Source organism: Desulfovibrio desulfuricans (assembly GCF_004801255.1).
GTDB lineage: Bacteria > Desulfobacterota > Desulfovibrionia > Desulfovibrionales > Desulfovibrionaceae > Desulfovibrio > Desulfovibrio desulfuricans_C.
Window position 1 is genome coordinate 2850157 of sequence record NZ_CP036295.1, and the last position, 23557, is coordinate 2873713.

Consider the following 23557-nt stretch of genomic DNA (forward strand, 5'->3'; position numbering starts at 1 on the left):
TGCTACCTACTTCTTGGGCGCGGCATCCTGGGGCTGCTGCCCGCTGGCTTGCTGCACGCGCACTTGGGTCCCGGGGCGGGCCTTGATGATGCCTTCACTGATGATGCGTTCGCCGCCCTTGAGGCCCGAACCCACCAGGTATTTGTCTCCCACAGCCACAGTCACCGTAATGGGAATGGGGTAGACCTTGTCGTCCTTGTCCAGTCCCATGACCACGGCGCCCTTTTGGGTCATGACCACGCACTTTTGCGGAATAAGAATGGCGTTCTTGAGTACGTCGCCTTCAACAAACAGGCGTATGTACTGTCCGGGCATGATCTGTCCGTCGGCATTGGAAAACACCGCGCGGGCCTTGATAACGCCAGTGGTGGGCTGCACCTGGCTGTCGATAAAGGTAACCTCGCCCTCGGTGGCGTACATGGTGCCGTCGAGCAGGCGCAGCTTGGCCTTGTACCGGTTGCCCTGGGGGAACTGCAGCACCCCGGCGGCAGCAAGCTGCTGCCGCTGCATGCGCTCAGGCGCGGCAATGGAAAAATCAATATACATGGGGTCGGTCTGGTTTACCGTAGTAAGCAGCGAGTTGTTGCTCACCAGGTTGCCGGGGGTGTAATTTTCCTTGCTGCTGTAGCCGGAAACAGGCGACACCACCTGGCAGTAATCCAGATTGATCTTGGCCTGGCGCAGCGAGGCCTTGGCGCCGTCGTAAGCGGCAAGGGCCGAATCGCGGTCTTTTTGCGAAACGGCGTTCTTTTCGTACAACGGGCGGATACGCTTCCACTCGCGCTCGGCATTTACATATTGGGCCTGAGCCTGCTGCATCTGCGCCTCGTACTGGTCGCGCTCAAGCTGAAACAGCTGCTGCCCGGCCTTCACAAAATCGCCTTCGTTATAGAGCCGCTTTTCAATAATGCCCTGCACACGGGCGCGAACTTCAACGGCGCGCGAGCCTGTGGCCTGCGCCTGAAACTGGCTGGACCAAGGCGCGTCGCCCACTGTCACTTCAACAGCCGACACCGGCAACCGCATGTCCGGATGCCCTTTTTTATCGCTTTCGCAGGCGACCAGGGCAAGGCAGAGCCCCAATACAACTGAAATCTTTGCAATAGATCTGATACTCATGAATAACTCCATATGGGCGTGGCGCACGGCGCTCAAAACACGCACGGCGTAGCGGCGGTGGTTTGAGTTGCCACCGGGACGGGTCATCTCGCTAAGTTTTGTTCCTGGGGGGATCAGCATGAAGATTGGGCGCTCACAAGCGCCACATGACGCGCAAGGGGCGTCACACGGCCCCAGCCTGACAACACAACGGCGAAAGCAGTAAACCACCTCTCTAAAAAGCACAGTTCACGCCAAAAAGCAATGCGCGAAGCGATATAGGCGGCGGGAGATTAAAAAGAATATTGTCAATTATTTCAGCAAGTTGCCGATGCGGGGTGTTTTTATGTAACATGCTGAAATAATTGTATAAAATTTTCAGGAAAAAACTGTATCATTCTCGGTGGTTTCACTCTGCTCAAAGTACTCTTTTATGCGTCTGGCGTTGGCGCTGGCGCTGTCCAAAAAAACCGCCCACCACACCGTGTCCTTGAACAGTTCCATGCGTTTGAACTTGTGCCGTTCATCGTTCATGCGCAGCACGTTTATCTCCAGCTGTTTTTCCGCGCCGTCGTCGCCAGCGAAGGTCAGGCGCAGGCCCGCGCGCTGCATGAGGCGCAGATCAGCCGACGAATAGCGGGCAAAAATCCTGCCCGCCACATCCGTGGCCTTCAAAAAGCTGGTGGCCTGCGTGGAGGCAACCCCCACATCGCGCGGCTCGCCGTTGACAAGCAGATCAACCCGCCTGATGTTGGCCAGGTTGATGCGGCTGCGGTTGATGACCTTGCCGTTGCGCAGCACCCGGTAATAACAGGCCCCGACCTCTTCCGAAACACCCACAATGACCGTGGTGCTCACATCGGGGTAAAAAACGCCAATGCTGGCGGTCATGCCCGACGCCTTGGCGATGTCGCCCTTTTCTTCTGCAATGGAGCGCAAATGACGGGCAGCGCGCATACGGACATTCAGATAAATGCCCACGAGCAAAAGAAAAAGCAGGGCGACAATTGTAAGGATCATGCAAAGCGCCTTGAGTAGAGTTAAGGGTGACCCGTCGAAGGGGCCGCACGGAACCGGCAGAAAACAGGCCGCGAGCTGATACGGGCTGATCGGCAGATCCGCGCGCGTTGAAAAAACCGGAGCTGCGGCATATTCACCAGGTGCAAAAGCCCAGGCAAACCGTGCGGCAGAGCAGGCCCGAGGGGCCGCCTAATCGTCGAAGCGCAGCCGCATCAGGGTTCCGGCACGGACGGCCAGCAGCTCGGCCACGATGGAGACGGCGATCTGCTGGGGAGTCTCGGCCTCTATGGAAAGCCCGATAGGGCAGCACACGGCGGCCAGCTCCGAAGCGGGCACGCCCTTGGCGCGCAAAAGCCCGTACACCTGCTCCCGCTTGGTTTTGCTGCCGATCATGCCCACATACTGCGCGTGGCTCGACAGCGCCTGAGCCAGCGCCTCGCGGTCAAAGCTGTGCCCACGGGTCAGGATGGCCACAAAATGCCTGCGCCCGATATTGCAGGTCTGCACCAGATTTTCGTACTCCGGCAACACGAGGCACTGCCGGGCCATGGGAAAGCGCTCGGCATTGGAAAATTCTGTCCGGTCATCCACCACATCCACGACAAATCCGCAGGAGTGAGCCAGGCGGGCCACCTCAAGCGAAACATGGCCCCCGCCGCACAAAAGCAGCACCGGCGGCGCGTCCAGCGGCTCCACGTACAGTACCCGTCCGTCCCGCTCCACCAGGCCCGGCTTGTTCTTGCGCGCCTCAACCAGCGGCAGCACCGCATCAAGCCCAACGCTGACGCCATCGGGCAAGGGGGCATTTTCCTCCTGCCCGTCGGACGGCAGCGCGTCAATAAACAGCTGCCGCACGGGGTTTGCCGCCTCGCCGTGCAACGAAACGCCGTCGTCGCGCAGTTCCACAAGCCACACGCCCCTGCCGCCCTGTCGCAGCACGCGGGAGGCAAGGGTAAACATTTCGATCTGCCGGGGGGCGAGCACCTCGCAGAGCACCTCCATGCCGCCGCCGCAGATCATGTCGCTGGTGGGCAAAAAGCCGCTGAGATCAACTGAAACCCGCGCAGACACAGCGCTTTGCAAACTGTTGCGGGCCGCTTCCATGGTGCGCGCTTCAAGCAGGCCGCCGCCCACCGTGCCCTCAAAGCCGTTGCGGGTCTGCAGGGCGCGGGTTCCGGCATCCCGTGGGGCGGAGCCGGTACGGCTTACCACCGTCACCAGCACTACAGGTTCGCCAGACTGCAAAAGCAGGGCAGCCCGCGACTCCAGGGTGTCCTCCCACGGCGTAGTTACCAGGGTTTCCGGCGTACCGTGGGAGACCGCGTCGGCAGCCGTTTCAGCAGCATCGCCCTTGTTTTTTTTAACCATCGCCATCCTCCTTCACGTACCCGCAGCCCTTGACCGGGCAGAGAACGCGCATGCCGTCACGGTTTTTTTTCTCGACGAGATACGGAGAACCACAACGCGGGCATGGGCCTGGTACCGGCTTGTCCCAAAGAGCAAAATCACACTGCGGGTACTGGTCGCAGGAATAGAATATCTTGCCGCGCTTGGTGCTTTTTTCCACCAGCGAGCCCTTGCCGCAACGCGGGCACGGCACGCCGGTAGAAAGAGGCGCCGCATACTTGCAGTCAGGATAGCCGGTGCAGGCAATAAAACTGCTGCCGGTGCGCGCCTTTTTGATGACAAGATCTTTACCGCACTGCGGGCACTCGCCCACTTTTTCGTACTGGGGTTTCTCCTGCGCAACGGCCTCTACGGTGCCGTCTTCCGTGCGCTCAAAATTGCTGGTGTAGCGGCAGTCGGGGTAGCCGGAACAAGCCAGAAAAGCCCCGGCCTTGCCAAACTTGATGAGCAGGGGTTTGCCGCATTCCGGACAGGGCAGGTTGGCGGGCATGCCGCCCTTGAGGCTCTTCATGTTTTTGGAAGCAGCCGCCAGCGTGGGATTAAAGTCTTCTGAAAAACGCCGCAGCAGTTCGACCCACTGCTCCTGCCCTTCAGCCACCTTGTCCAGGTTTTCTTCCATCTGGGCGGTAAAGCCCACGTCCATCAGTTTGCCAAAATGCTCCACAAGCTGGCTGCACACCACGCGCCCAAGATCGGTAGGCACAAAATGGCGTTCCTTGAGGCTTACGTACTCCCTGTCCTGCAGGGTTGAAATGATGGCGGCGTAGGTCGAAGGACGCCCGATGCCCAGCTCTTCCAGCTCGCGCACGAGGCTTGCTTCGCTGAAACGGGCCGGGGGTTGGGTAAACTTCTGTTCCTTGTCGAGCTTTTCAAGCTTGAGGGTCTGTCCTGCGGTCAACGGCGGCAGCTCGGCGTCGGCCTCGTCCTTGCCGCGCGGCATGGCCGCCAAAAAACCGGCAAACAGCAGGCGTTCGCCCTTGGCCTTCCACTGCGTGTGGGCGCAGGCAATGCTGGCCGTCGTGTCGTGAAACCGGGCCCCGGCCATCTGCGAAGCCACAAATCGCGCCCAGATGAGCCTGTACAGGTTGTACTGCTCCGGCGGCAGGCTGGGCTTCACCTCCTCGGGCGTGATGGTCACGTCAACCGGGCGGATGGCTTCATGCGCGTCCTGCGCGCTGCCCTTGGCCTTGTACACCCGGGCCCGCTTGGGCAGGTACTCCTTGCCGAAACTGCTTTCGATAAAGGCCTTGGCCGCGTCGCGCGCCTCGTCGGCAATACGCGTGGAGTCGGTACGCATGTAAGTGATAAGGGCCGTAAGCCCCCTGTCGCCTATCTCCACGCCTTCGTACAGGCGCTGGGCGATATTCATGGTGCGCTTGGCCGTGTACGACAGGCGCTGGTTGGCGGCCTGCTGCAGGGTGGAGGTGATAAAAGGCGGCTGCGGCGCGCGCTCGCGCTCTTTTTCTTCCACGCTTTCAACCACAAAGGGCTTGCCCGCCATGGCGTCTTCAATATCCTGCGCCTGGGCCGCATTGCCGATGACCGCCTTTTTGCCGCTCACCTTGGCCAGCTCGGCCTTGAAGGGCGGCGGCACGTCGCCTGCCAGCAGCGCCTTGAACAGCCAGTATTCCTCAGGTTTGAACACCTCGCGGGCTTCCTCGCGCTCCACAATGAGGCGCAGGGCGACTGACTGCACGCGCCCGGCGGAGATGCCGCGCTTGATGCTCTTCCAGAGCAGGGGCGAAATTTTGTAGCCCACCAGCCTGTCCAGCACGCGCCGGGCCTGCTGCGCGTCAAAAAGATGTACATTGAGCTCGCGCGGGTTGGCCAGCGCGTCCTTTACGGCCTTGGCCGTGATTTCGTTAAACTGGATGCGCTTTATATCCTTGGCCTTGTCGCGGATAAGCTCCGCCACGTGCCAGGCTATGGCCTCGCCCTCGCGGTCGGGGTCGGGCGCAAGATATACGGTGTCGGCCTTGGATGCGGCGGCGCGCAGCTCGCTGACCACGTTTTTTTTGTTGTCGATAATCTCGTAGTGCGGCGCAAAATCATTGGCCTCGTCCACACCAAGCGAGCTGGAAGGCAGGTCGCGCACATGGCCCACGCTGGCCTGCACCATGTACTGCGGTCCCAGAAACTTTTTGATGGTCTTCACCTTGGCGGGTGATTCCACAATAATAAGCTGTTTGCCCATGCTGCCCCTCGGATTATCTTGTGCTTGCCGGCATACAGGCCCGGCCCGGTATAACGCGCACGCGGTTTGCGCCGTCGCTCTCATACGGCAAAAGCGTAGCCCTGCTCTGCGGCTGCGCATGCGGTTTTGCATGCCTGCGCCCTACGCAACAAGCCCACGTAACTGCAATTTTCCCTTGTCGGAACCCTTTGTAACGCCGTCATGGCCCCAGGGGGGCAATGCGCGACACAACCAATAGCGTCAAGTACGAAGCATTTGTCAAGTCCTGAGCTATTGCCGCCATGTCCGCGCCAGCGTCCTTTATATGAACAAATCCGCAAAACTGGACAGCAAAGCCGATCTGCGCTATTAATGATAGTGTTGTTTAAAATTGCAAGGAAATTTATGCGCGTCCTTTGTATGCCCGTCAAACTCGCCGCAATACTCTGCATGCTGGTTCTGTGCGCCCTTGGCGCCGGTTGCGCCGCGCATCAGGATCAACCCGCCGAACCGCCTGCCGGCAACGCCGATGCACGGCACGGCAGTGAGCCCGGCGCTGCGGACGCTCCTTTGCAGAGCGTGCAGATACGTAAGGGGCAGACAGTGCATGTCAAGGTCACCGGCGGCGACGCCAGCTTTAACGCCGACCTTGAATCCATGCTCACGGGCTACCTGCAGAGCGAAAAAGACCTGAACCCTGCCGATTCGGCCCAAAAGGCCGACCTGCTGCTGCGCGTCAAGGTAGAGGACATCTACCCCCTTGGGTCGCGCAACGCGCCTGTCAGCGCGGGGCACGCGCTGGGAACCACCGCCACCGGAGCCATGCTGGGCGCGCTGCTGGGCGGCGCTACCGGCGGGCGCAGCGGGCTGGCCTGGGGCGCTGGCACGGGCGCGGCGCTGGGCCTTGGCGCGGCGCTGCTCGACAGCTCGGGCAAAAGCAAAATATGGGGCATGAAGGCCCTTGTGGGCATAGGCCGCAACGGGCAGGAACCGGCTGAGGCCGACATGCGGCGCACCACGGTGCGCGCCGAAGGGGCCAACATGGGCAAGGAAGAAATAGCCCCGGCCCTTGAAGACACCCTGAGCCGAAAGATTCTCGATTCTCTGCGCTCCTGACCCCGCGCCAACGCATTCAGCATCCCGGCCGCCCAGCGCCGCCGGTCGCAGCGTATAAAATCCCCCGAAAAACCGATCCGCGCCCCCTCAGGCTGCGGCATCTCCAAGGAGTTGTATGTCCTTTATCCGTAATATTCTGTTGCTCTGCGCGGCGCTGGCAGCCCTGTGCGGCTGCGTGCGCCATCCGGCCGACGCGGCGCGGGTGGAAGTGCTGCGCCAGGGGCAGTTGGAGGAACCGGAAGGCGACGTAAACATCAATCCCGTTGTCTATGTAAACGTGCGCGACAATACCAGCAGGACTTCCGGCTTGCGCTCCCAGGTCGAGACGTGGCTGCAGCGCCGGGGCTACACCGTTGTGCCCAACCCCAGCGAAGCAGGCTATATCCTTCAGGTGGTGGTGCTCTCGGCTGGAGTGGCCGCGCCGGACAACGTCCGCCAGATTGTGAACGCGGGGTACGACGCCCCCTCGCAACTGACCGGCAAGGGCGGCACTGCCCTGGTGGCCGACGTGCTGCTGGTGCGACGACACGTGCCCAGCGCCCAGCGCCCCAGCCGCACAAAACTCAAAAGCATTACCAAGCGCAACGCCGTGGCCAGCAGCCAGATGCGCATAGCCCTGCTTGCAAACCAGGAGTTCAAGCTTGATGCGGGCATACCGCCCGTGTTTACAGAAACCATGGCCAAGGAGCTGACCACATCGGTTCATGGCGCCGCAGCGGAAGAAGCGCAGCCCCAGACCGCCCAGCCCCAGACCGCGCCCACGTTCTGATGCCCGCACGGGCCAGCGCGCCGCCGCCATCCGGCGCACGGAGGCATGCGGCGGCATCGGGCGGTGCATGACGGAGAGGTTGGGCCATTCCGCCCCTGACGCGCCGCCGCGTTTACGTTGTCGGCATTCTTGCGAGGCCCCGCAGTTGCGGGGCCTCTTTTTATTGGCGCAGGGTGTCAGCATTCCGGCGGCGACCTGCGGGCGCGGGCATAACCTGGCGTTTTACCGCGCATATCAGACATTGGCACTGTACTTGCTTTTTCCTCTGCGCGGCGGCGGCAGCCCCGCAGGAGGAACTTTCATGGCACTTTCCAATTTTCTGATCCGTCCACCATCAGATGCGCAACCAGCCCAGGGGGCACTTTCGCGCCGCACGCCCGGCGTGCAGCCCGGAAATTCCCCGTCTTTCGCCAGCATCATGAGCGGCCAGACCACCAATGCGGAACCCGCCAGCACCGCCGAAACCAAGCACACGGGCATGCCCCTTGGCGCAATTGGCGGGGGGCAACAGGGCATGGTGCTGGCCGGACGATCGCCCAGCGACATCATCCGGGCCCAGGTGTTCAGCAAGGCGGAAACCGACATGCGGCAGACCAAGGCCATCGACAGCCTCATGCAGACCGTATCCGGCGGCAACTCCACCCTTGACCTTGCCCGCAGCATGGGCACGGCCCGACATCTGCGCTCCATGACCAGCGCCATGGACAGCCGCGTCAAAGGCATGAGCATGGGCGACTTTGTCCACTCGCGGCCTGCTGCCCAGGCGCGCACCAAGCCCTCGCACCATGTGGAAGACAGCGAGCTTGGTCAGCTTTCCGCCCAGTTTGAATCCGGCAGCGACGGCGTAGCCGCTGTGGGGTACGACCGTGTAGGCGGCACCTCGTACGGCAAATATCAGGTTTCATCCCGCGCGGGCAGCCTCAAGGATTTTCTGGATTTTCTGGACACCGAAGCTCCCGACCTCTCCCGACGCCTGCGGGCCTCCGGCCCCGGCAACACGGGCAGCCGCAAGGGGGCCATGCCCGACGCCTGGCGGGCCATCGCCAGCGAACAGCCCGAGCGGTTTGAGGATCTTCAGGAGGCCTTTGTGCGCCAGAGCCACTACCAACCGGCGCTGGAGTCCATAGCGCAGCGCACGGGCCTGAACCCCGACAAGGTGTCCACAGCCCTGCGCGAGGTCATCTGGAGCACCTCGGTGCAGCACGGCCCGGCAGGGGCCGCGCGTATATTCGAACGGGCGCATGCCATGAGCGGCAGCCCCTCCGACCCGGCGTACGAGCGCAACCTCATCAACAATGTGTACAACATCCGCGTGGGGCAGTTCGGCTCCTCGGACAGCAACATCCAGGCGGCAGTGGCCAACCGCTTCAGGCAGGAAAAGGCCCTTGCCCTGAACATGCTGCACGGCGGTAAAAAATCGGCGCTGGCGTAGGAAGGCTGAACAATGACGACCACCTGCCCCGCAGGAAACAGCGGCACAAACGGCAACGCCCATGGGGATGCGGGCTGCACCCTGGTCATCAATCTGACGCGGTTTGGCGATCTGCTGCAGTGTCAGCCCCTTATTGAAGATTTGCATCAGCAGGGCCAGCGGGTGCACCTGGTATGCCTGGACAACTTTTCCAGCGCCCTGCCCTTGATGCGCCATGTGGAACGGGCCTGGCCGCTGCACGGCGCACGCCTCATGGCCGACATGGACAGGGACTGGCGCACCGCCGCCGCCCGGCTGCTGCAATATGCCCGCGCCATCAGGGCGGACGCGGCCCCCGATTGCGTTGTAAACCTTACCACCACCTTGCCCGCGCGCCTGCTGGCCGGACTGCTGGCTGGCGACAGCGCCGAGCTGCGCGGCTTTGCCCTTGATGCCCATGGCTTTGGTCAAAATCTCGGCATCTGGTCCACATTTCTCAACAGCGCGACCGCCAACCGCCTGAGCGCCCCCTTTAATCTGGTGGACATGTTCCGCATGGTGGGCGCCCCAGACGGACAAACCCGGCGGCACTCCCGCCCACGTCTGCGGCTTGCGGCCCCCCCCATGGAGGCGCAGACGGCGGCGGCAGCCATACTGGCTGCGGCTCCGCCCCAGACGCAGGGCTTTGTGGCCATGCAGCTGGGCGCCAGCGAGCAGCGGCGGCAGTGGCCCGCGCACTATTTTGCGGCGGTGGGCGACCGACTGTGGCGCGAGCGCAGGCTCTGCCCCGTGCTGCTGGGCTCGCCTGCCGAGCGGCCGCTGGCCGAGGCATACGCCCAGGCGGCGCAAGGCCCCATGCTGGACGCCGTGGGCAAAACAGACCTTACCCAGCTGGCCGCCCTGCTGCGCCGGTCACGCCTGCTGCTCACCAACGACACCGGCACCATGCACCTTGCCGCTGGCCTTGGGGTGAGTTGCCTTGCCATTTTTCTGGCCACGGCCCAGCCCAGCGACACCGGCCCCTACCTGCCCGGCTGCTGCTGCCTCGAGCCCGCACTGCCCTGCCACCCCTGCCCTTTTGGCCGCCCTTGCCCCAACGGTCTGGCTTGCGTGGAGCACATCCGCCCGCAAAGCGTGGCCGACCTTTCCCTGGCCTGGCTGGACACTGGACGCTGGGACACCGCAGCTCTTGAAAGCATCGGGCATGAGGCCCGCGTCTGGCTGACAGAGCTGGATGAACACGATTTTATCAGCGTGCGCTGCCTTTCGGCGCAGGCTGACGACGACCGCAGCCGCTGGCTCGCCTTGCAGAGGGTCTTTTGGCGTCAGATACTTGACGACCTGAATTCCCGATCTTCCAAGGCCGCGCAAGGGAGCCGTCAGGTTCAACCCCTGCCGCAGGCAGCCGCCGGGGTCAAGCGCACGCCCCTGCGGCAACCCGACATATGGGCCGCTGCAGGACGCGAATTTTCACCCGAATTTGCGCAGCGGCTGTTCAACACACTGGATCAGGCTGCGCAACTGTTTGACATGCTTACCCAACAGGGTTTGCTTCTGGGCAAAACACCCAAGGCCGGGCAGCTTTTTTTGCGCAACTGCGAGCGGCTGCAGGCCGTACTGGACGCCTGCCCCGAACTGCGCTCGCTGGGCGCGTTCTGGCGCGAGCTGCGGCAAGAGCGCGGAGACCGGCTGGACGACCTGCTGGCACTTACTACCCAGTTGGGGGCGCATCTTGTTTATTGGCGCGATAAATTTAAAAATGGCACGTCATTTGCTTAACCGGCAGCAGACTACATTACGGTAAAATCTTCCCTGTGGGGAGAGGAGGGGACTGGAATGATCATTATAGACGGTTCACAAAGCGAAAAAAGCATTTCTGCCTTTGCCAACCTTGAAGAACTTCTCAAGGACCTCATGCAGGAAGAAAAGATGGCCGACCGCGTCGTTACGGACGTTTTGGTAAACAACGAAGCGTTTTCCGAAATCTATCCGCACCAGGCCGAAGACATCGCCTGCTCCGAAATTTCATCCCTCGAGGTGCGCTCGGTGCCCGTGGGCGAAATGGCCGTGGACATCTCCGCCGAGATGGGCAAGGTGGCCCAGATGATGTCCCACGGGGCACGCGAAGTTGCGCGATTGTTCCGCGCCGCCTCCGACACGGACGCGCTGGAGCTGTTCCAGGACCTGCTGGATGTAACCCGCGACTTTATGGGCATGCTTGGCGAGCTGCGTTCGCGCCACACCGACGGCGCGCTGCCCGAATTTGCCCAGAAAACCGAAAAGTTCTCCAACATGCTCTCTGAAATGGGCGACGTGCTGGAAAACGAAGACTGGATCCTGCTGGCCGACCTGCTTGAATACGAATTTATTCCGCAGTGCGACGAATGGCGCAGCACAAGCGAAGTACTGCACCGGCAGGTGATCGAACACGTGGCCCAGTAGGGCCTCAGGAGCTCGCATGAGTCAGGGCGTATGCCTTTTGGATGAGGCGCTTAACCTTGCCCGTCAGGAAATGGCGGCCCTTGAGGACGGCGCGTACGACAAGGCTGTCGAGCTTGCCGAAAGGCGAGGCGAAGTGACCAGCATGGCCTGGCACATGCTGGACGACAGTCAGGCCGAGGAATACAGGGCGCACCTGATCGAGCTGGCCCGTGTGCAGGACCAGCTTACAGAGCTTGCCACAAAGGCTCACAGCGACATCAGGGCGCAGTTGCAGCGCTCACGTCTTGAAAGCCGACGCATGCGCGGCTACCACAGGGCGGTGGGACAAGCGCTGCAGTAATGCCTGTGCGTTTTAACGATCAGGGGCGGCGTACGCGACAGGCGTACGCCGCCCCAAATTGTTTGCGGCCGAGCAGCAACGTCGGGCAGGCTAACCTGCCAGCCCCTCGCGCATGGCCTTGCGCACCTCTTCCACTCTGGCGCGTATGTCGGGCGCGCCCACAAGCTCGCTCACCAGCGAGCAACAGCGTGCGCCGTGCCGCGCCACTTCCGCAATATTGTGCCGCTTGATGCCGCCAATGGCCACAAAGGGCAGATCGGCGTTGCGGCTTATCCAGTCCAGATATTCATAGCCCACGGGGTCCACCACGTCTTCCTTGGTATTGGTGGCAAATATGGGCCCCACGCCGATGTAGTCTGCCCCAAGACCTCGCGCCTCGCGGGCGTGCTCCGGCATGTGGGTCGAAAGGCCGACGATCATATCCGGCCCCACAAGGCGGCGCACTTCGGGCACGGGCAGATCCTCCTGCCCCACATGCACGCCGTCGGCCCCCACCAGCATGGCGATATCAATATGGTCGTTGACGATAAAGCAGGCCCCGGCCTCGCTGGTCAGCCGCCGCAGCAGGCGGCATTCTTCAAGCATGGCCCCGGCTTTCAGTTTTTTTTCGCGGTATTGCACAATACGCACGCCCGCGCCCAGCAGGGCGGAAACGACCTCTTCAAGAGGTCTGCCCAGCGACAGGCCAGCATCGGTGATGGCGTAAATATCGGTTTCTCCCGGGAGGATCTTGGCCATGACAGGCTCCTTGACAATTATTTTTTAAACGCCGCAAAAATACGGCGAAAGCAACTCTGAACAAATCTGGCCGGATGAAAAGACGTGTGCGAAAGTTCCGCAGGCAGCTCAAAACCAGCGGCGCTGAAATCCGTCGGGGCCTGCAGGGGAAACGCCGCCTGCGCGCCCGCCGCCGCACTGCCCCAGGCCTTGCGCCGACACAGGGCCGCCCCCAGCGGCACGTCCTGCGGCGCGAGGCCTAGCACCGCATACAGGGCTTCGTCCAGGGCCACGGCGGAGGCGCTGGCCCCAAGCAGACCCAGCGCAAAGGGCTTGCCGTTGCTCGGCCCTGTGACGTGCATGGCCGTGATGCCGTCGGCCACGGCGGCCACCGGCGGCAGCGCCGCCCACAGCGCGGCAAGGCAGTCGGCAAAAAACCGGGGGTCGCGCCCCTCGCGGGCGTGCGCCACCGCCTTGTGCAGGCCGCGCACGCAGCCAAAGCAGTTTTTTACCGAGAGCGTCGCCAACATCTGGGCGTGCGCCTTGACCCTGGGCACGGACACAATAACGTCGCTCTCCATGGCTAGGCGGGCCACATGAAAACGCGCGCCGCCCGCCTGCAGGCCCGCCTTGAGCGCAGCCTCCCCCTCAAGGGGCAGGGGCACGGGCAGGGCGGGGCCGACCTCTTCCACCGCAAGGCCCAGAGGGCGCAAGGCGGCCTCAAGCCCCACGGCGCGGGCCACGGAGCAGGCGCGCCCAAAACCCGGCGAATCAGCCACGCGCACCTTTGCGCCGTGGTCGAGCAACCACGCGCAGACAGCGGCCACAACCCCGGGCGAGGTGCAGGCAAGGGGCTTGGCCAGCAGCAGGTTGGGCTTGACCAGCACGCGCGCGCCTGGACGCAGCGGGCAGTATGCCGACAGCCCGGCAGCGTCCAGCACCTGTCCCACGGCCTGCCGCAGGTCTTGCCCCGGCGTCTGGTTCGAGGTCTGGCCACAAATCCGGGCGGCATCCGGCAACACATAGGCCGCCCGACGCAGCAGGGCCACCGGCAGCGTATCAGATTGAAGCCCCCGACTGCCTGCAGATTCCGGGGCCAGCATGTCCATGCCTGTTTTCATGCCCTAATTATGCAGTCCCGCCATGGCATTGTAAAGACCGCGCTCTTTTCAAACGGAGCGTCTTGACGTATGGAAGGGCATCTACCAATCCGATACAACAGATGTACTCTGAGGATTCCATGCACGCACCCAAACAGCTGCTCTTTGCCCTTTTATTGACCCTGTGCTGTGCCCTGGCCTCTCCCGCCGTGTATGCGGCGGAAACGACCCCCGCCGCCAAACAGGACGCGCCCAAGTCTGACGCGGGCAAGGCCGACGCCGCCAAGGCGGACACGGCAAAGTCCGATGCCCCCAAACCCGACGCGGCAAAACCGGATACGCCCAAGGCCGACGCCCCCAAGGCGGATACGGCCAAATCGGACGCCGGCAAAACAGACGCCAAAAAAGATTCGGCCAAAGCCGACAAACAGGATAAATCCTCCGCCAAGGCCGACGCCAAGGCTGATGCCAAAACCGACGAAAAGGCGGTCGAGCCCAAGGACGGCGAAGCGCCCATCCCCACCCTGCCCCTGCGCGACCCGTGGGAGATGGTCTGGAGCGGCCAGAAGACCCTGCTCGACGAGATCACCCAAAAGGCCACCGTCATGGGCGATACCTTTGTCCAGCGCTCCACAAACCTGAGCGAAAAGGTTCAGCCTTTCATGGAAGAGGCCCGGCGGCTGCTGGTGCTGCTCAACACCTACAAGAACTGGCCCAACCCCGTTGAGGCCGTGAGCCGACGCATCACCTCCACAGTGCTTGACCTGCGCAAGGTGCTTGACCCTGTCATGGGGGCGCGCACAGAAGTACAGGCACTGCTTGAACGGGTGGGATACCTGGCCGACAGCATGCCCGAAGACCTGCACGACGGAAGCCTGAGCCCCGAAATGCAGGAGTACGCCAAAACCCTCGTGCTCACCCGCCTGCGCCTCACCGCAGTGATGGCGCAGTACGATTCGGCCCTTGCCCCGGCGCTGGCCCTGATCAAGCGCCTGGAAAAAATGCAGGAAGAAATCAACGCCCAGATCCCCCTGCTATGGAAAAACTATTACCTGCAAAGCCCGGTCCCCTGGCTCAGCCCCGATGCCTGGGCCGATTTTGGGCGGCAGATGCACAACTCGGTGCAGGGCATGATCCTGCGCCTGCCTGTTGAAATTCCCGTTACGGCGGAGCGCTGGGGCACGGCTTTGCTGCGCTTTGTCGTCTGTCTGCTGCTTACGGGCGTGCTTACCACACTGCTCTACCGCCGCTGGGCCTCGCACGATACCGTGAGCGGCACCGTACGGCACATCTTTCGCGTCAGCCTGCCCTGGCTGTGCGTGGGGCTGGCGCTGCTTGGCAGCTCGCTTTCGGCGTCGGGCGAATTTTTCCGCCTGTTTCTGGCGCTCGGCAACCTGTGCCTCATTGTGGCCCAGATACACCTGGCCTGGGACCTCCGCCTGCTCAAATACCCCGAGGTACAGCAGCAAAAACCGCCTTTCTGGATACTCATACAGCCAACCCTGTGCTCGTATGTGCTGCTCTACCTGCCGCTCACCAAGCCGCTGGTGCTGGTCATCTGGCTGGGCATTGTCATTGCCTCCATTGTGCGGCAGCACCGCAGGCCCAAGCTCGACCTCGGCCCCTTGCACGTGGAAACCAGCGTGCTTGAATGCGAGCCCATGGTTCTGTGGATATGTCTTGTGCTGACCCTTGGCGGGCTGCACATCTACAGCATGGTGCTGTACCTGCTGTTTGTTTCGTGCTCGCTGGCCCTGCAGCTCTGCCTGGGCGGCATGGCGCTGGTCAGCAGCCTCAACGACAGGCTGCCGCAGGAAGGCGTACGCGCCGCCCTGGCCCACCTTGCCGTGGCGCTCTCCGCCCCGGTGGTGCTGGTGGCGGCCATTGTGGGCGTTTCGCAATGGGTGGGCACGCTGCCCGGCGGCATGTACCTGCTGCAGCACTACGTACTGCGCGGCGTCAACGTGGGCGCGACGCAGTTCAACATTGTGCACCTGTTGCTCATCATCACCATGTTTTACCTCACGCGCACGGCCGTGGCCATGGGCTCGCGCTTTCTGGCCCGTCTGCCCAAGCAGGGCCTGGCCATCGACTCCACGCTCATCCCGCCCATGCAGACGGCCTTCACCTATGCCCTGTGGTGCTGTTTCGGCCTGTTTGTGCTGCGGGCCCTGGGCATGGAGCTGAGCAACCTTGCCATGGTTGCCGGCGGCCTTTCCGTCGGCATCGGTTTTGGCATGCAGACCATCGTCAACAACTTTCTGTCTGGTCTGATACTTATCTTCAGCCGCACCTTGCAGGCGGGCGACGTGGTCGAGGTGGGCGGCACGCAGGGACGCGTGCGCAAAATCAGCGTGCGCGCCACCATGGTTGAAACCTTTGACAACGCCCTGATCATCGTCCCCAACTCCGAATTTGTAGCCAGCCGCCTGATCAACTGGACGCGCAACAGCCGCACGGTGCGCAGGGAGATCAAGGTGGGCGTGGCCTACGGCTCGGACGCCGACCAGGTCATGAAGATTCTGCTGGCCATGGCCAACGCCAACAGCAACGTGCTCAAGTACCCGCCGCCGAGCGTGGCCTTTGCCGACTTTGGAGCCAGCACGCTCGACTTCAGCCTGAAGTTCTGGGTGCGCGATTACGACGTGGCGGTTTCCACCGCGTCGGACATCCGGGTCGAGATAGAAAGGGAGTTCCGCGAGCAGCACATCGACATTGCCTTTCCGCAGCTTGATGTGAACATCAAGGAGCTGCCGCCGAGCGCCAAGGCTCCCCTGCCTTCGGCCGAGCCGCGCGCCAGCAAACGCCGCGCGCCGCGCCGCCCCCGCAGGGTGCTGCCAGCAGCGGCAAAAAGCAGCAAGCCGGGCGACAAAAACGCCCCCGCCGCAACCCCCGACGACGGGGACGACGACGAAAACAGCTAAGCGCTCCCGCGCCGGTAATCGTCGCAGCAATGCCCGGTTACGGCGCGGGCGTTGCCGGACGGGCCCATTACGCAAAGATGCCTCCGCAGCACCGCTCTAACCGGCGCACCTGCGCCTTCACCACAGGAGAACACCATGATCAACCGCGCAAACGACCTGGAATGCTTTGAAAAAGAACTTTTTGGCGGGCCGGGCGCTGTCCACTTTACCAAGATCGTCAACGAAAACGGTCTGGCGGGCAAAGGTCGCCTGTTCAACATCGGAACCCTAAAACCCGGCTGTGCCGTGGGCAACCACAAGCACAACGGCGAAATTGAAATATACTACATTCTTGAAGGCGAAGGCCTGTACAACGACAACGGCGTCGAAGCCCCCGTCAAGGCGGGCGACGTGACCGTGTGCAACGACGGCGAGAGCCATGCGCTTTTGAATACCGGTTCCACAGACCTCAAGATGGTCGCGCTGATCCTGTTCACCAAGTAGCGAGCCCCACGATAATACGCGGCAAGGCCCCTCCAGACGGAGGGGCCTTGTTTTTTTTTGGGGGGGATGCCTGCGGGCAACCCTCATGAATGCTGCCGCAGCGGCGCTAGTACTGAATGTAGGCCACCTGGGTCTGCAGATATTCCATAAGGCCGTGCTTGCCGTCCGCGCCGCCGATGCCCGATTTGCGCCATCCGGCGTGGAAACCCTGCATGGCTTCAAAGTTTTCGCGGTTCACGTAGGTTTCGCCAAACTTGAGCCGGTTTACGGCTTCCATGGCCGTGGAAACATTGCTGGTGTAGATGGACGAGGTGAGGCCGTACTCGCAGTCGTTGGCCAGAGCCAGGGCTTCATCCATGTCGTGGAAGGTCAGCATGGGCAGCACCGGGCCAAAGACCTCGCTGCGCACAATTTCCATATCCTGCTTGCAGTTGCGCAGCAGCGTCGGCGTGTAAAAATAGCCCGACCCGCGCTCTGCGGGCGCGCCGCCGGTAACGGCCTGTGCGCCTGCGGCCTTGGCCCGTTTGACCATACCGTCGATCTTGGCAAGGTGCTCGGCGCTGATCTGGCTGCACATGTCCGGGGCCGGATCGTCAAAAGGATTGCCCAGACGCACGGCCTCAAAGGCCGCCGCCAGTTTTTCGGCAAACATGTCGGCCACGCTTTCATGCACATAGAGGCGCTCGGCGCAGTTGCACACCTGCCCGCTGAACACCGTGCGCGATGCCGTGACGGCCTTGACCGCCATATCCATGTCGGCATCGGCGCAGACAATGGCCGGGGCCTTGCCGCCCAGCTCCAGCGAAACCTTGGTGATGTTGTGCGCTCCGGCCGTGATGATGCGCTGCCCCGCCTCGACGCTGCCGGTAAGGCTGACCATGTCGGTCATGGAGCTTGACGACAGCGTCTCGCCAAGGGTGCTGCCGCCGCCGGTAACAAAATTGAGCACGCCTGCTGGCAGGTCAATCTCGCGCAGCAGGCTGGCAAAATGCATGACCGTGGCCGGGGCCACGCTGCTGGGCTTGATGACCGTGGTGCACCCCACGAGCAGCGAGGGAGCGACCTTGCGGGCCATGACAAAGAAAGGGAAGTTCCACGGGCAGATGCCCACCACCACGCCCACAGGCCTGCGGTAGAGCAGTATGTTTTCGCGCGGGCGGTCGCTCTGGATGATCTCGCCCTCATAAATGCGCGCCCAACCGGCGTAGTAGTCAAAATACTCCGCCGTCAGATCAATCTCCACCTGGGCCAGAGGATGGGTTTTGGCCTGCTCCTCCGCCAGTATACGGCCAAGTTCAATCCGGTGTTTGCGGATAAGATCCGCCATTTTTTTCAGGTATCCGGCGCGGGCCACTGCCGGCAGCGCCGCCCAGGCATCCTGTGCCCTGTGTGCGGCAGCAAGCGCGGCCAGCCCGTCCTCCTTGCCGCCGTTGGGCGTCTGGGCCATTATTTCGCCGGTAGAGGGGTTTTCTACCTCAATAACTGCAAAGCCTGTGGGGGAAACCAATTTACCGTTGATGAACTGTTGATAGGTACGCATGGTTGCTCCTTGGTTTGAGCAACCATAGGCACATATACTTTCAAAGGTAAAGGCAGACCTTTTTATTGCATATGCAGCACCTTCCGCAAGTCCGCGCGGCAGGCAGCCATCGGGACGACCGCCCCGCCGCGCGTGGACATACATGCGCGCTGCGCGCGACTGCGTATTTACATGTGCGCAATTACAGCCAGAGCGCCGTCCATAAAGTGCTCGCTGACGCCTTCGATGACGCCCTTGTCGCAGGCCTCGGCCAGCGAGGGGTCGATGGGCAGGCGGGCAAGCACCTTGAGCCCGTGCCGCTGCGCCACCGCGTCAATGTGGCTTTCGCCGAATATCTTGTATTCCTTGTTGTTGTCCGGGCATTTGAAGTACGAGAAGTTTTCCACCAGGCCCAGAATGGGAATATTCATCTGGCGGGCCATATCAATGGCCTTTTGCACGATCATGCTCACCAGATCCTGGGGCGAGGTCACAACCACAATCCCGTCCACCGGCAGGGACTGAAAGACGGTCAGCGGCACGTCGCCGGTTCCTGGAGGCATGTCCACAAACATGTAGTCCACATCGCGCCAGACAACGTCCGACCAGAACTGCTTTACCGCGCCTGCGATGATGGGGCCGCGCCACAGCACCGCGTCCGAATCGCCGGGCAGCAACAGGTTCATGGACATGATGTCCACCCCGCACTGGCTGCGCTCCGGCATAAGGCCGTCGCCCTCCACATGCGCCTTGCCCGTAAGGCCGAAGACGCGGGGGATGGAAGGCCCGGTGATATCCGCGTCCAGGATGGCGCAGTGTTTGCCCTGACGGGTCATGCCCACGGCCAGCAGCGACGTGACCAGCGATTTGCCCACGCCGCCCTTGCCGCTCATAATGCCGATAACCTTGCCCACGCGGCTTTGCGGGTGCAGCTTGACGCGAAAGTCCTCCTGAGGCTCGCTGCGCTCTCCGCAGCTCTCACCGCAGCTTCCACACTGATGGTCGCAATCACTCATGATTTTTTTCCTTCTCAGGATGATCTGCTTTCAGAAGCATTTTTTTCAGACAAATTGCCCTTGCCTGAGTTTTTGTTATTGACATATGTCAAAATCAGACATACTCCTATTTATGACATATGTCAATAACCACAACACAAGGAACATCACATGCCTAATTTCGATCACACAGGGCCTAACGGCGAGGGTTCGCGCTCAGGACGCGGCATGGGCAAGTGCGGCGGTGCTGGCCGCAAGGCAGCGCAAACCGGCGCTACCATCACCACTTCGGAGCAGGAAACAGCGCAGGGCATGGCCCCGGCCTGGGGAGGCGGCGACGGAGCCTGCCGGACATACGGGCAAGACGCTGCGCCGGGGTGCTGCGGACGGCGTGGACAGGGCAACGGCGGGGGACGAAACCGCGCCATGAACAGGATGAGAGCAGGCAATGGCGCTGGAATGGCCACGGGCAATGGAGCCGGACAGCGCGGGGCCCAGGGGATGGGCCAACGTATGAGCCAGGGCGGCAGCGCCGCAGGGCAAGGCTGCCAGCCCCGGACGCCCGACAGTGACGTTACGGACAATAACCGCTAGAGTAACTGCCGATGCTTGAGCAAGGCCGCCCGCCCGACGGGTAGCGGAGTACAAATCCGCCCTGCCGACGGACGGCCCCAAAAGAGGATTACATGCCAAGACCAAAGAAATGGCGAAAAGTCTGCAGCCTGCCGGAAAACAGCACCTTCGGCCCCTTGCCCGGCTGCGGCCAGCCAGTGGCTGCCGTGCAGGAAGTGATAATGACGGTGGATGAGTACGAATGCGTGCGGCTCATCGACCTTGAAGGCATGAACCAGGAGGCCTGCGCCGAAAAAATGCGCATCGCCCGCACCACCGTGCAGAGCATCTACGCCGAGGCGCGAAAAAAACTGGCCGACTCGCTGGTCAACGGCAAACGGCTGCGTATTGAAGGCGGGGATTATGAGCTGTGCGACGGCCAAAGCGCACGCTGCGGCATGGGGACGTGCCGCAGACGCCGCTGCGGCGGCGGTTTTGGCCAGTAATTTTTCCGCATGGTCATGGCGTCAGGCCCAGCAGCGCGTCTCCACCCTGCCGCAGCAGAAGGCCCGCCGCGACGAGGCTGATGCAGGGCAGGCCCCCCGCCAAGTACGGCAGATTCGTACCCCGGTTGACTGCCCTGCAGCTACGGCCGGCGCGCAGCCGCGCAAGCCGGACGCATGGATCAATCCTCGCCGTTTTTGCACACATCCACCCACACGCCCCCGGTGACGCGTTCAAGCTCCGCCAGCGTCAGCCTGGCGGCATTATTGGGCGCGCCCGCTGCCGGGTACACGGGGTCAAACTGCTGCAGGCTTTTATCCAGATAAACGGGCACGCCTTCAGGCAGGGCAAAAGGGCACACGCCGCCCATGGGGTGCCCCACCTGCGCCTCCAGGTCTTCGGGCTTGATAAAGCGGGCCTTGGCGTGAAACGCATCCTTGAACTTGCGGTTGTCCAGCCGGGCCGTGCCCATGACAACCAGTACCAGGGGGGCGTCGTTGACGCTTATGGACAGGCTTTTGGCTATGCGCCCCGGTTCGCAGCCCACGGCCTGGGCCGCCAGATCAACCGTGGCGCTTGAAACGTCAAACTCGAGATAGGCATTTTCAAGACCATGGCGGGTCAAAAAGTCCCGCACAGCAGCAACACGCATGATTTTACCTTACAGTTTCCGCAGAGGCGCAGGGCCGTCCGCTACAGGTTCAGCGGCGCACCACCAGGGCGATGCCCGCCAGCACAAGCGCAAGGCCCAGCAGCCTGCGCCAGTCAAAAACAATGACATTGAGGCCAAACCAGCCCTTGTGGTCGATGATGGCCGCCATAACCAGGTTGCCAAAAATCATGGCCACCAGAGTGCTCAGCACGCCTATGCGCGGGGCGGCCATGGTCGTAGCCACAACCATAAATGCCCCCAGCACCCCGCCAGACAGCTGCCAGGCAGGTATTTCGACCACCCGCAGCAGGCTGCCGCGCCCGAGCAGCAGCACGGCTGCAGCCAAAAAAATCGTTCCAACGGCAAACGAGACAAGCCCGCTTTCGAGCAGACCTACCGTGCGGCCCAGCGCCGCGTTGATGGGCGGTTGCAGGGCAACCACGCAGCCCGCAAAGACCACCAGCGCAATATAGTACATGCTGCCTCCGCTGCCTCAGGCTGTTTCCTCCGCCGATGCCGCCTCGCGCAAAAAGGGCGTATGCGTGATGGCCATGAGGATGCCCTCGGGGCTGAGAAACCTGGTGACGGTCTGTCCCCATGGTTCCTGCTTGAGCCGCGTGAGCAGGTTGTAACCGTTCTGCTCAAGAATGCTTGTCGCCGACATGATGTCCTCGACATCCAGCTCGAGCCAGGCCTGCGGCACGGGCAGATGCCCAGGCCAATCCGGCTTGCCGAAGCAGGAGAGAGCCGCCTTGTCCAACGGCCAGAGGGCAAAATGCTTTACGCCGCCAAGGCACTGCGAGTGCCAGTAGCCCTCGTACCCGTCTTCGTGACGCAGGGGCAGGGCCAGCACGCGTCTGTACAGCCTGTCGCTTTTTTCGCGGTTAACCACAACCGGCCCAAAACCGGCCACAAACAGAACCCTGATGCCCTGTGGAAGATTATTCTGCATGATCCCTCCCGGTTTAGGGCCGTTGGCCAGCGCCGATTAGTCCAGAATACCCTCGGGCAGGGGGCCGAATACGTCTTCGTACCGCTGGCGGAAAGCATAGGGCGTAAAGGCGTGTTCCTGCGTGCCCATTTTTTCCAGGCAAAAACTGGCGCTCACCGAGCCAAGCTTGGCCGCCTCGGGCATGGCGAGCCCGTGCAGCAGCCCCTTGAGCAAGCCTGCGCGGTGGGCGTCGCCCGCGCCGGTGGGGTCGAGAATCTGACGGGGAGGCACAGGGGGGATGCGCGTTTCCGTGCCGTCGGCCCCGCGCACCAGCGCGCCGTCCGCGCCGAGGGTGGTCACAAGCCACAGGGTGCGGCCCACCAGCTCGTCTTCGGTCTTGCCCGTGGCCTTGCAGATCATGTTAAGCTCGTAGTCGTTGGTAATGCAGGCAAACGAGCCTTCGATGGCGGCCAGCAGGTCGTTGCCGGTCAGCACGGGCAGCTGCTGGCCGGGGTCAAAGATGTAGGGCACGCCCTTTTCGCGGTAAAATCCCGGCAGGCGGCGCATATCTTCGACGTTGCCGGGCGAGATGATGGCGATGTCCTTGTCCGCATTGATGGAGGGAAAGGCGTAGTCGGCGGCAAGGCTCATGGCTCCGGGGTAAAAACCGGTTATCTGGTTGCTGTTGAGGTCGGTGGTGATGTAGCACAGCGCGGTAAAAATTTCTTCCGCTTGGCGGATGCCGTCCAGCGGCAGGCCCATCTTACGCAACACCTCGGCATAGGGGGCAAAGTCGCGCCCGGCGGCGGCGACGATGGTGGGTTTTTCACCCAGCAGCGCCAGAGAATAGGCGATGTTGCCCGCGCAGCCGCCGCGACGTTCGTCCATGCCGTCTACCATAAAGCTCACGTTGATCATGTGCAGCTTGTCCATCAGGATGTGATCCTGAAAGCTGCCGGGAAAGGTCATGATGCGGTCAAAGGCCAATGAGCCAGAAACATAGATGGACATAATTTCCTCTTGGTGACGTGACGGATGAAGGTTGGTCAGGCCGAGGGCGGCAGACTGTTTTGGGCAATCCATTGCAAAAAGGGCTGGTGGCCGTCGGCAATGGGCATGGCAACCACGCAGGGAACTTCGTAACTGTGCAGGGCGCGCACCGTTTGCAGACATTGGGGCAAGGCGTCAGCGCTCACCTGAGCCAGCAGCAGGCATTCGCAAGCCTCGTGCACCTCGCCCTGCCAGCGGTACACTGAGTGGGCGCCCGGCAGCACGTTAACCCCGGCAGCCAGGTGCAGCCGCACCAGCTCGCGGGCCAGATGCAGCGCCTCCTCTTGCGTGGGCGCGGTCATGTAGACCAGATAAGCCCGGTCTTTTTCATGCTGTTCCATTGATCCAGCATAC

The 23557-nt window shown here is 62.3% G+C and carries 23 protein-coding genes; 10 read left to right on the forward strand and 13 right to left on the reverse strand.

Features of this window, described 5'->3' with window-relative positions:
* Nucleotides 1-6: 6 nt before the first annotated feature.
* The 4 genes from DDIC_RS11980 to topA form a co-directional block, all read right to left on the reverse strand.
* Nucleotides 7-1119: an efflux RND transporter periplasmic adaptor subunit gene (locus tag DDIC_RS11980; RefSeq protein ID WP_136400655.1), complete on the reverse strand. Its 1113-nt coding sequence runs from the start codon at nucleotides 1117-1119 to the stop codon at nucleotides 7-9.
* Between the two features lie 357 nt (nucleotides 1120-1476).
* A complete protein-coding gene (locus DDIC_RS11985; RefSeq protein ID WP_136400656.1) occupies nucleotides 1477-2118 on the reverse strand; it encodes a thioredoxin in 642 nt (213 codons plus the stop codon).
* Nucleotides 2119-2307: 189 nt separating this feature from the next.
* On the reverse strand, nucleotides 2308-3486 hold the full coding sequence (locus tag DDIC_RS11990) for an XdhC family protein (protein WP_136400657.1): 1179 nt from the start codon (nucleotides 3484-3486) through the stop codon (nucleotides 2308-2310).
* A complete protein-coding gene (topA, locus tag DDIC_RS11995; protein WP_136400658.1) occupies nucleotides 3479-5719 on the reverse strand; it encodes a type I DNA topoisomerase in 2241 nt (746 codons plus the stop codon). The genes DDIC_RS11990 and topA overlap by 8 nt, the downstream gene beginning before the upstream one ends.
* A gap of 384 nt (nucleotides 5720-6103) precedes the next feature.
* Here topA and DDIC_RS12000 point away from each other — a divergent pair, with 384 nt between their 5' ends.
* The 6 genes from DDIC_RS12000 (at nucleotide 6104) to DDIC_RS12025 (ending at nucleotide 11776) form a co-directional block, all read left to right on the forward strand.
* Nucleotides 6104-6814 carry a hypothetical protein gene (locus tag DDIC_RS12000; RefSeq protein WP_136400659.1) on the forward strand — a complete coding sequence of 237 codons (711 nt, stop codon included), beginning with the start codon at nucleotides 6104-6106 and terminating at the stop codon, nucleotides 6812-6814.
* Between the two features lie 115 nt (nucleotides 6815-6929).
* Nucleotides 6930-7583: a complement resistance protein TraT gene (gene traT, locus DDIC_RS12005; RefSeq protein ID WP_136400660.1), complete on the forward strand. Its 654-nt coding sequence runs from the start codon at nucleotides 6930-6932 to the stop codon at nucleotides 7581-7583.
* Between the two features lie 301 nt (nucleotides 7584-7884).
* Nucleotides 7885-9015 (forward strand): hypothetical protein, encoded by a 1131-nt coding sequence (locus DDIC_RS12010; RefSeq protein ID WP_136400661.1) that lies wholly within the window; start codon nucleotides 7885-7887, stop codon nucleotides 9013-9015.
* Between the two features lie 12 nt (nucleotides 9016-9027).
* Nucleotides 9028-10773: a glycosyltransferase family 9 protein gene (locus DDIC_RS12015; protein ID WP_136400662.1), complete on the forward strand. Its 1746-nt coding sequence runs from the start codon at nucleotides 9028-9030 to the stop codon at nucleotides 10771-10773.
* 57 nt (nucleotides 10774-10830) lie between these two features.
* Nucleotides 10831-11436 (forward strand): hypothetical protein, encoded by a 606-nt coding sequence (locus tag DDIC_RS12020; RefSeq protein ID WP_136400663.1) that lies wholly within the window; start codon nucleotides 10831-10833, stop codon nucleotides 11434-11436.
* A 16-nt stretch (nucleotides 11437-11452) separates the two neighbouring features.
* On the forward strand, nucleotides 11453-11776 hold the full coding sequence (locus tag DDIC_RS12025) for a hypothetical protein (protein WP_136400664.1): 324 nt from the start codon (nucleotides 11453-11455) through the stop codon (nucleotides 11774-11776).
* Between the two features lie 90 nt (nucleotides 11777-11866).
* Here the strand turns inward: DDIC_RS12025 and thiE are convergent, their stop codons facing one another.
* Together thiE and DDIC_RS12035 are read right to left on the reverse strand one after the other, a co-directional pair.
* Nucleotides 11867-12514 carry a thiamine phosphate synthase gene (gene thiE, locus DDIC_RS12030; protein ID WP_136400665.1) on the reverse strand — a complete coding sequence of 216 codons (648 nt, stop codon included), beginning with the start codon at nucleotides 12512-12514 and terminating at the stop codon, nucleotides 11867-11869.
* Nucleotides 12515-12531: 17 nt separating this feature from the next.
* Nucleotides 12532-13614 carry a DUF362 domain-containing protein gene (locus tag DDIC_RS12035; protein ID WP_247647476.1) on the reverse strand — a complete coding sequence of 361 codons (1083 nt, stop codon included), beginning with the start codon at nucleotides 13612-13614 and terminating at the stop codon, nucleotides 12532-12534.
* 119 nt (nucleotides 13615-13733) lie between these two features.
* Between DDIC_RS12035 and DDIC_RS12040 the strand changes: the two genes are divergently transcribed.
* A complete protein-coding gene (locus DDIC_RS12040) occupies nucleotides 13734-16517 on the forward strand; it encodes a mechanosensitive ion channel family protein (RefSeq protein ID WP_136400666.1) in 2784 nt (927 codons plus the stop codon).
* A 135-nt stretch (nucleotides 16518-16652) separates the two neighbouring features.
* Complete coding sequence (locus DDIC_RS12045; protein WP_136400667.1) at nucleotides 16653-17000, forward strand: cupin domain-containing protein; 348 nt, start codon at nucleotides 16653-16655, stop codon at nucleotides 16998-17000.
* 106 nt (nucleotides 17001-17106) lie between these two features.
* Here the strand turns inward: DDIC_RS12045 and aldA are convergent, their stop codons facing one another.
* Nucleotides 17107-18540, reverse strand: a complete 1434-nt coding sequence (gene aldA, locus DDIC_RS12050) for an aldehyde dehydrogenase (protein WP_136400668.1) — start codon at nucleotides 18538-18540, stop codon at nucleotides 17107-17109.
* A gap of 167 nt (nucleotides 18541-18707) precedes the next feature.
* Entirely contained in the window at nucleotides 18708-19535 is an 828-nt protein-coding gene (locus tag DDIC_RS12055) for an Mrp/NBP35 family ATP-binding protein (RefSeq protein WP_136400669.1), read from the reverse strand.
* A 150-nt stretch (nucleotides 19536-19685) separates the two neighbouring features.
* On the opposite strand from DDIC_RS12055, the gene DDIC_RS12060 reads away from it, so the two are divergent.
* Both DDIC_RS12060 and DDIC_RS12065 read left to right on the forward strand, forming a co-directional pair.
* Nucleotides 19686-20108, forward strand: a complete 423-nt coding sequence (locus tag DDIC_RS12060) for a DUF5320 family protein (RefSeq protein WP_136400670.1) — start codon at nucleotides 19686-19688, stop codon at nucleotides 20106-20108.
* Between the two features lie 92 nt (nucleotides 20109-20200).
* Entirely contained in the window at nucleotides 20201-20572 is a 372-nt protein-coding gene (locus DDIC_RS12065; RefSeq protein WP_136400671.1) for a DUF134 domain-containing protein, read from the forward strand.
* Nucleotides 20573-20751: 179 nt separating this feature from the next.
* Here the strand turns inward: DDIC_RS12065 and DDIC_RS12070 are convergent, their stop codons facing one another.
* The 5 genes from DDIC_RS12070 to cutA are packed head-to-tail and all read right to left on the reverse strand — an operon-like array spanning nucleotide 20752 to nucleotide 23544.
* The gene (locus DDIC_RS12070) at nucleotides 20752-21222 is read right to left on the reverse strand and encodes a YbaK/EbsC family protein (RefSeq protein WP_136400672.1); all 471 of its coding nucleotides are present in this window, start codon (nucleotides 21220-21222) and stop codon (nucleotides 20752-20754) included.
* Between the two features lie 49 nt (nucleotides 21223-21271).
* Nucleotides 21272-21700, reverse strand: a complete 429-nt coding sequence (locus DDIC_RS12075; RefSeq protein ID WP_136400673.1) for a DMT family transporter — start codon at nucleotides 21698-21700, stop codon at nucleotides 21272-21274.
* A gap of 15 nt (nucleotides 21701-21715) precedes the next feature.
* Nucleotides 21716-22174, reverse strand: coding sequence for a VOC family protein (locus tag DDIC_RS12080; protein ID WP_136400674.1), 459 nt, complete (start codon nucleotides 22172-22174; stop codon nucleotides 21716-21718).
* 36 nt (nucleotides 22175-22210) lie between these two features.
* A complete protein-coding gene (locus DDIC_RS12085; protein ID WP_136400675.1) occupies nucleotides 22211-23164 on the reverse strand; it encodes a carbohydrate kinase family protein in 954 nt (317 codons plus the stop codon).
* 35 nt (nucleotides 23165-23199) lie between these two features.
* Nucleotides 23200-23544, reverse strand: a complete 345-nt coding sequence (gene cutA / locus DDIC_RS12090; protein WP_136400676.1) for a divalent-cation tolerance protein CutA — start codon at nucleotides 23542-23544, stop codon at nucleotides 23200-23202.
* Between the last annotated feature and the right edge of the window lie 13 nt (nucleotides 23545-23557).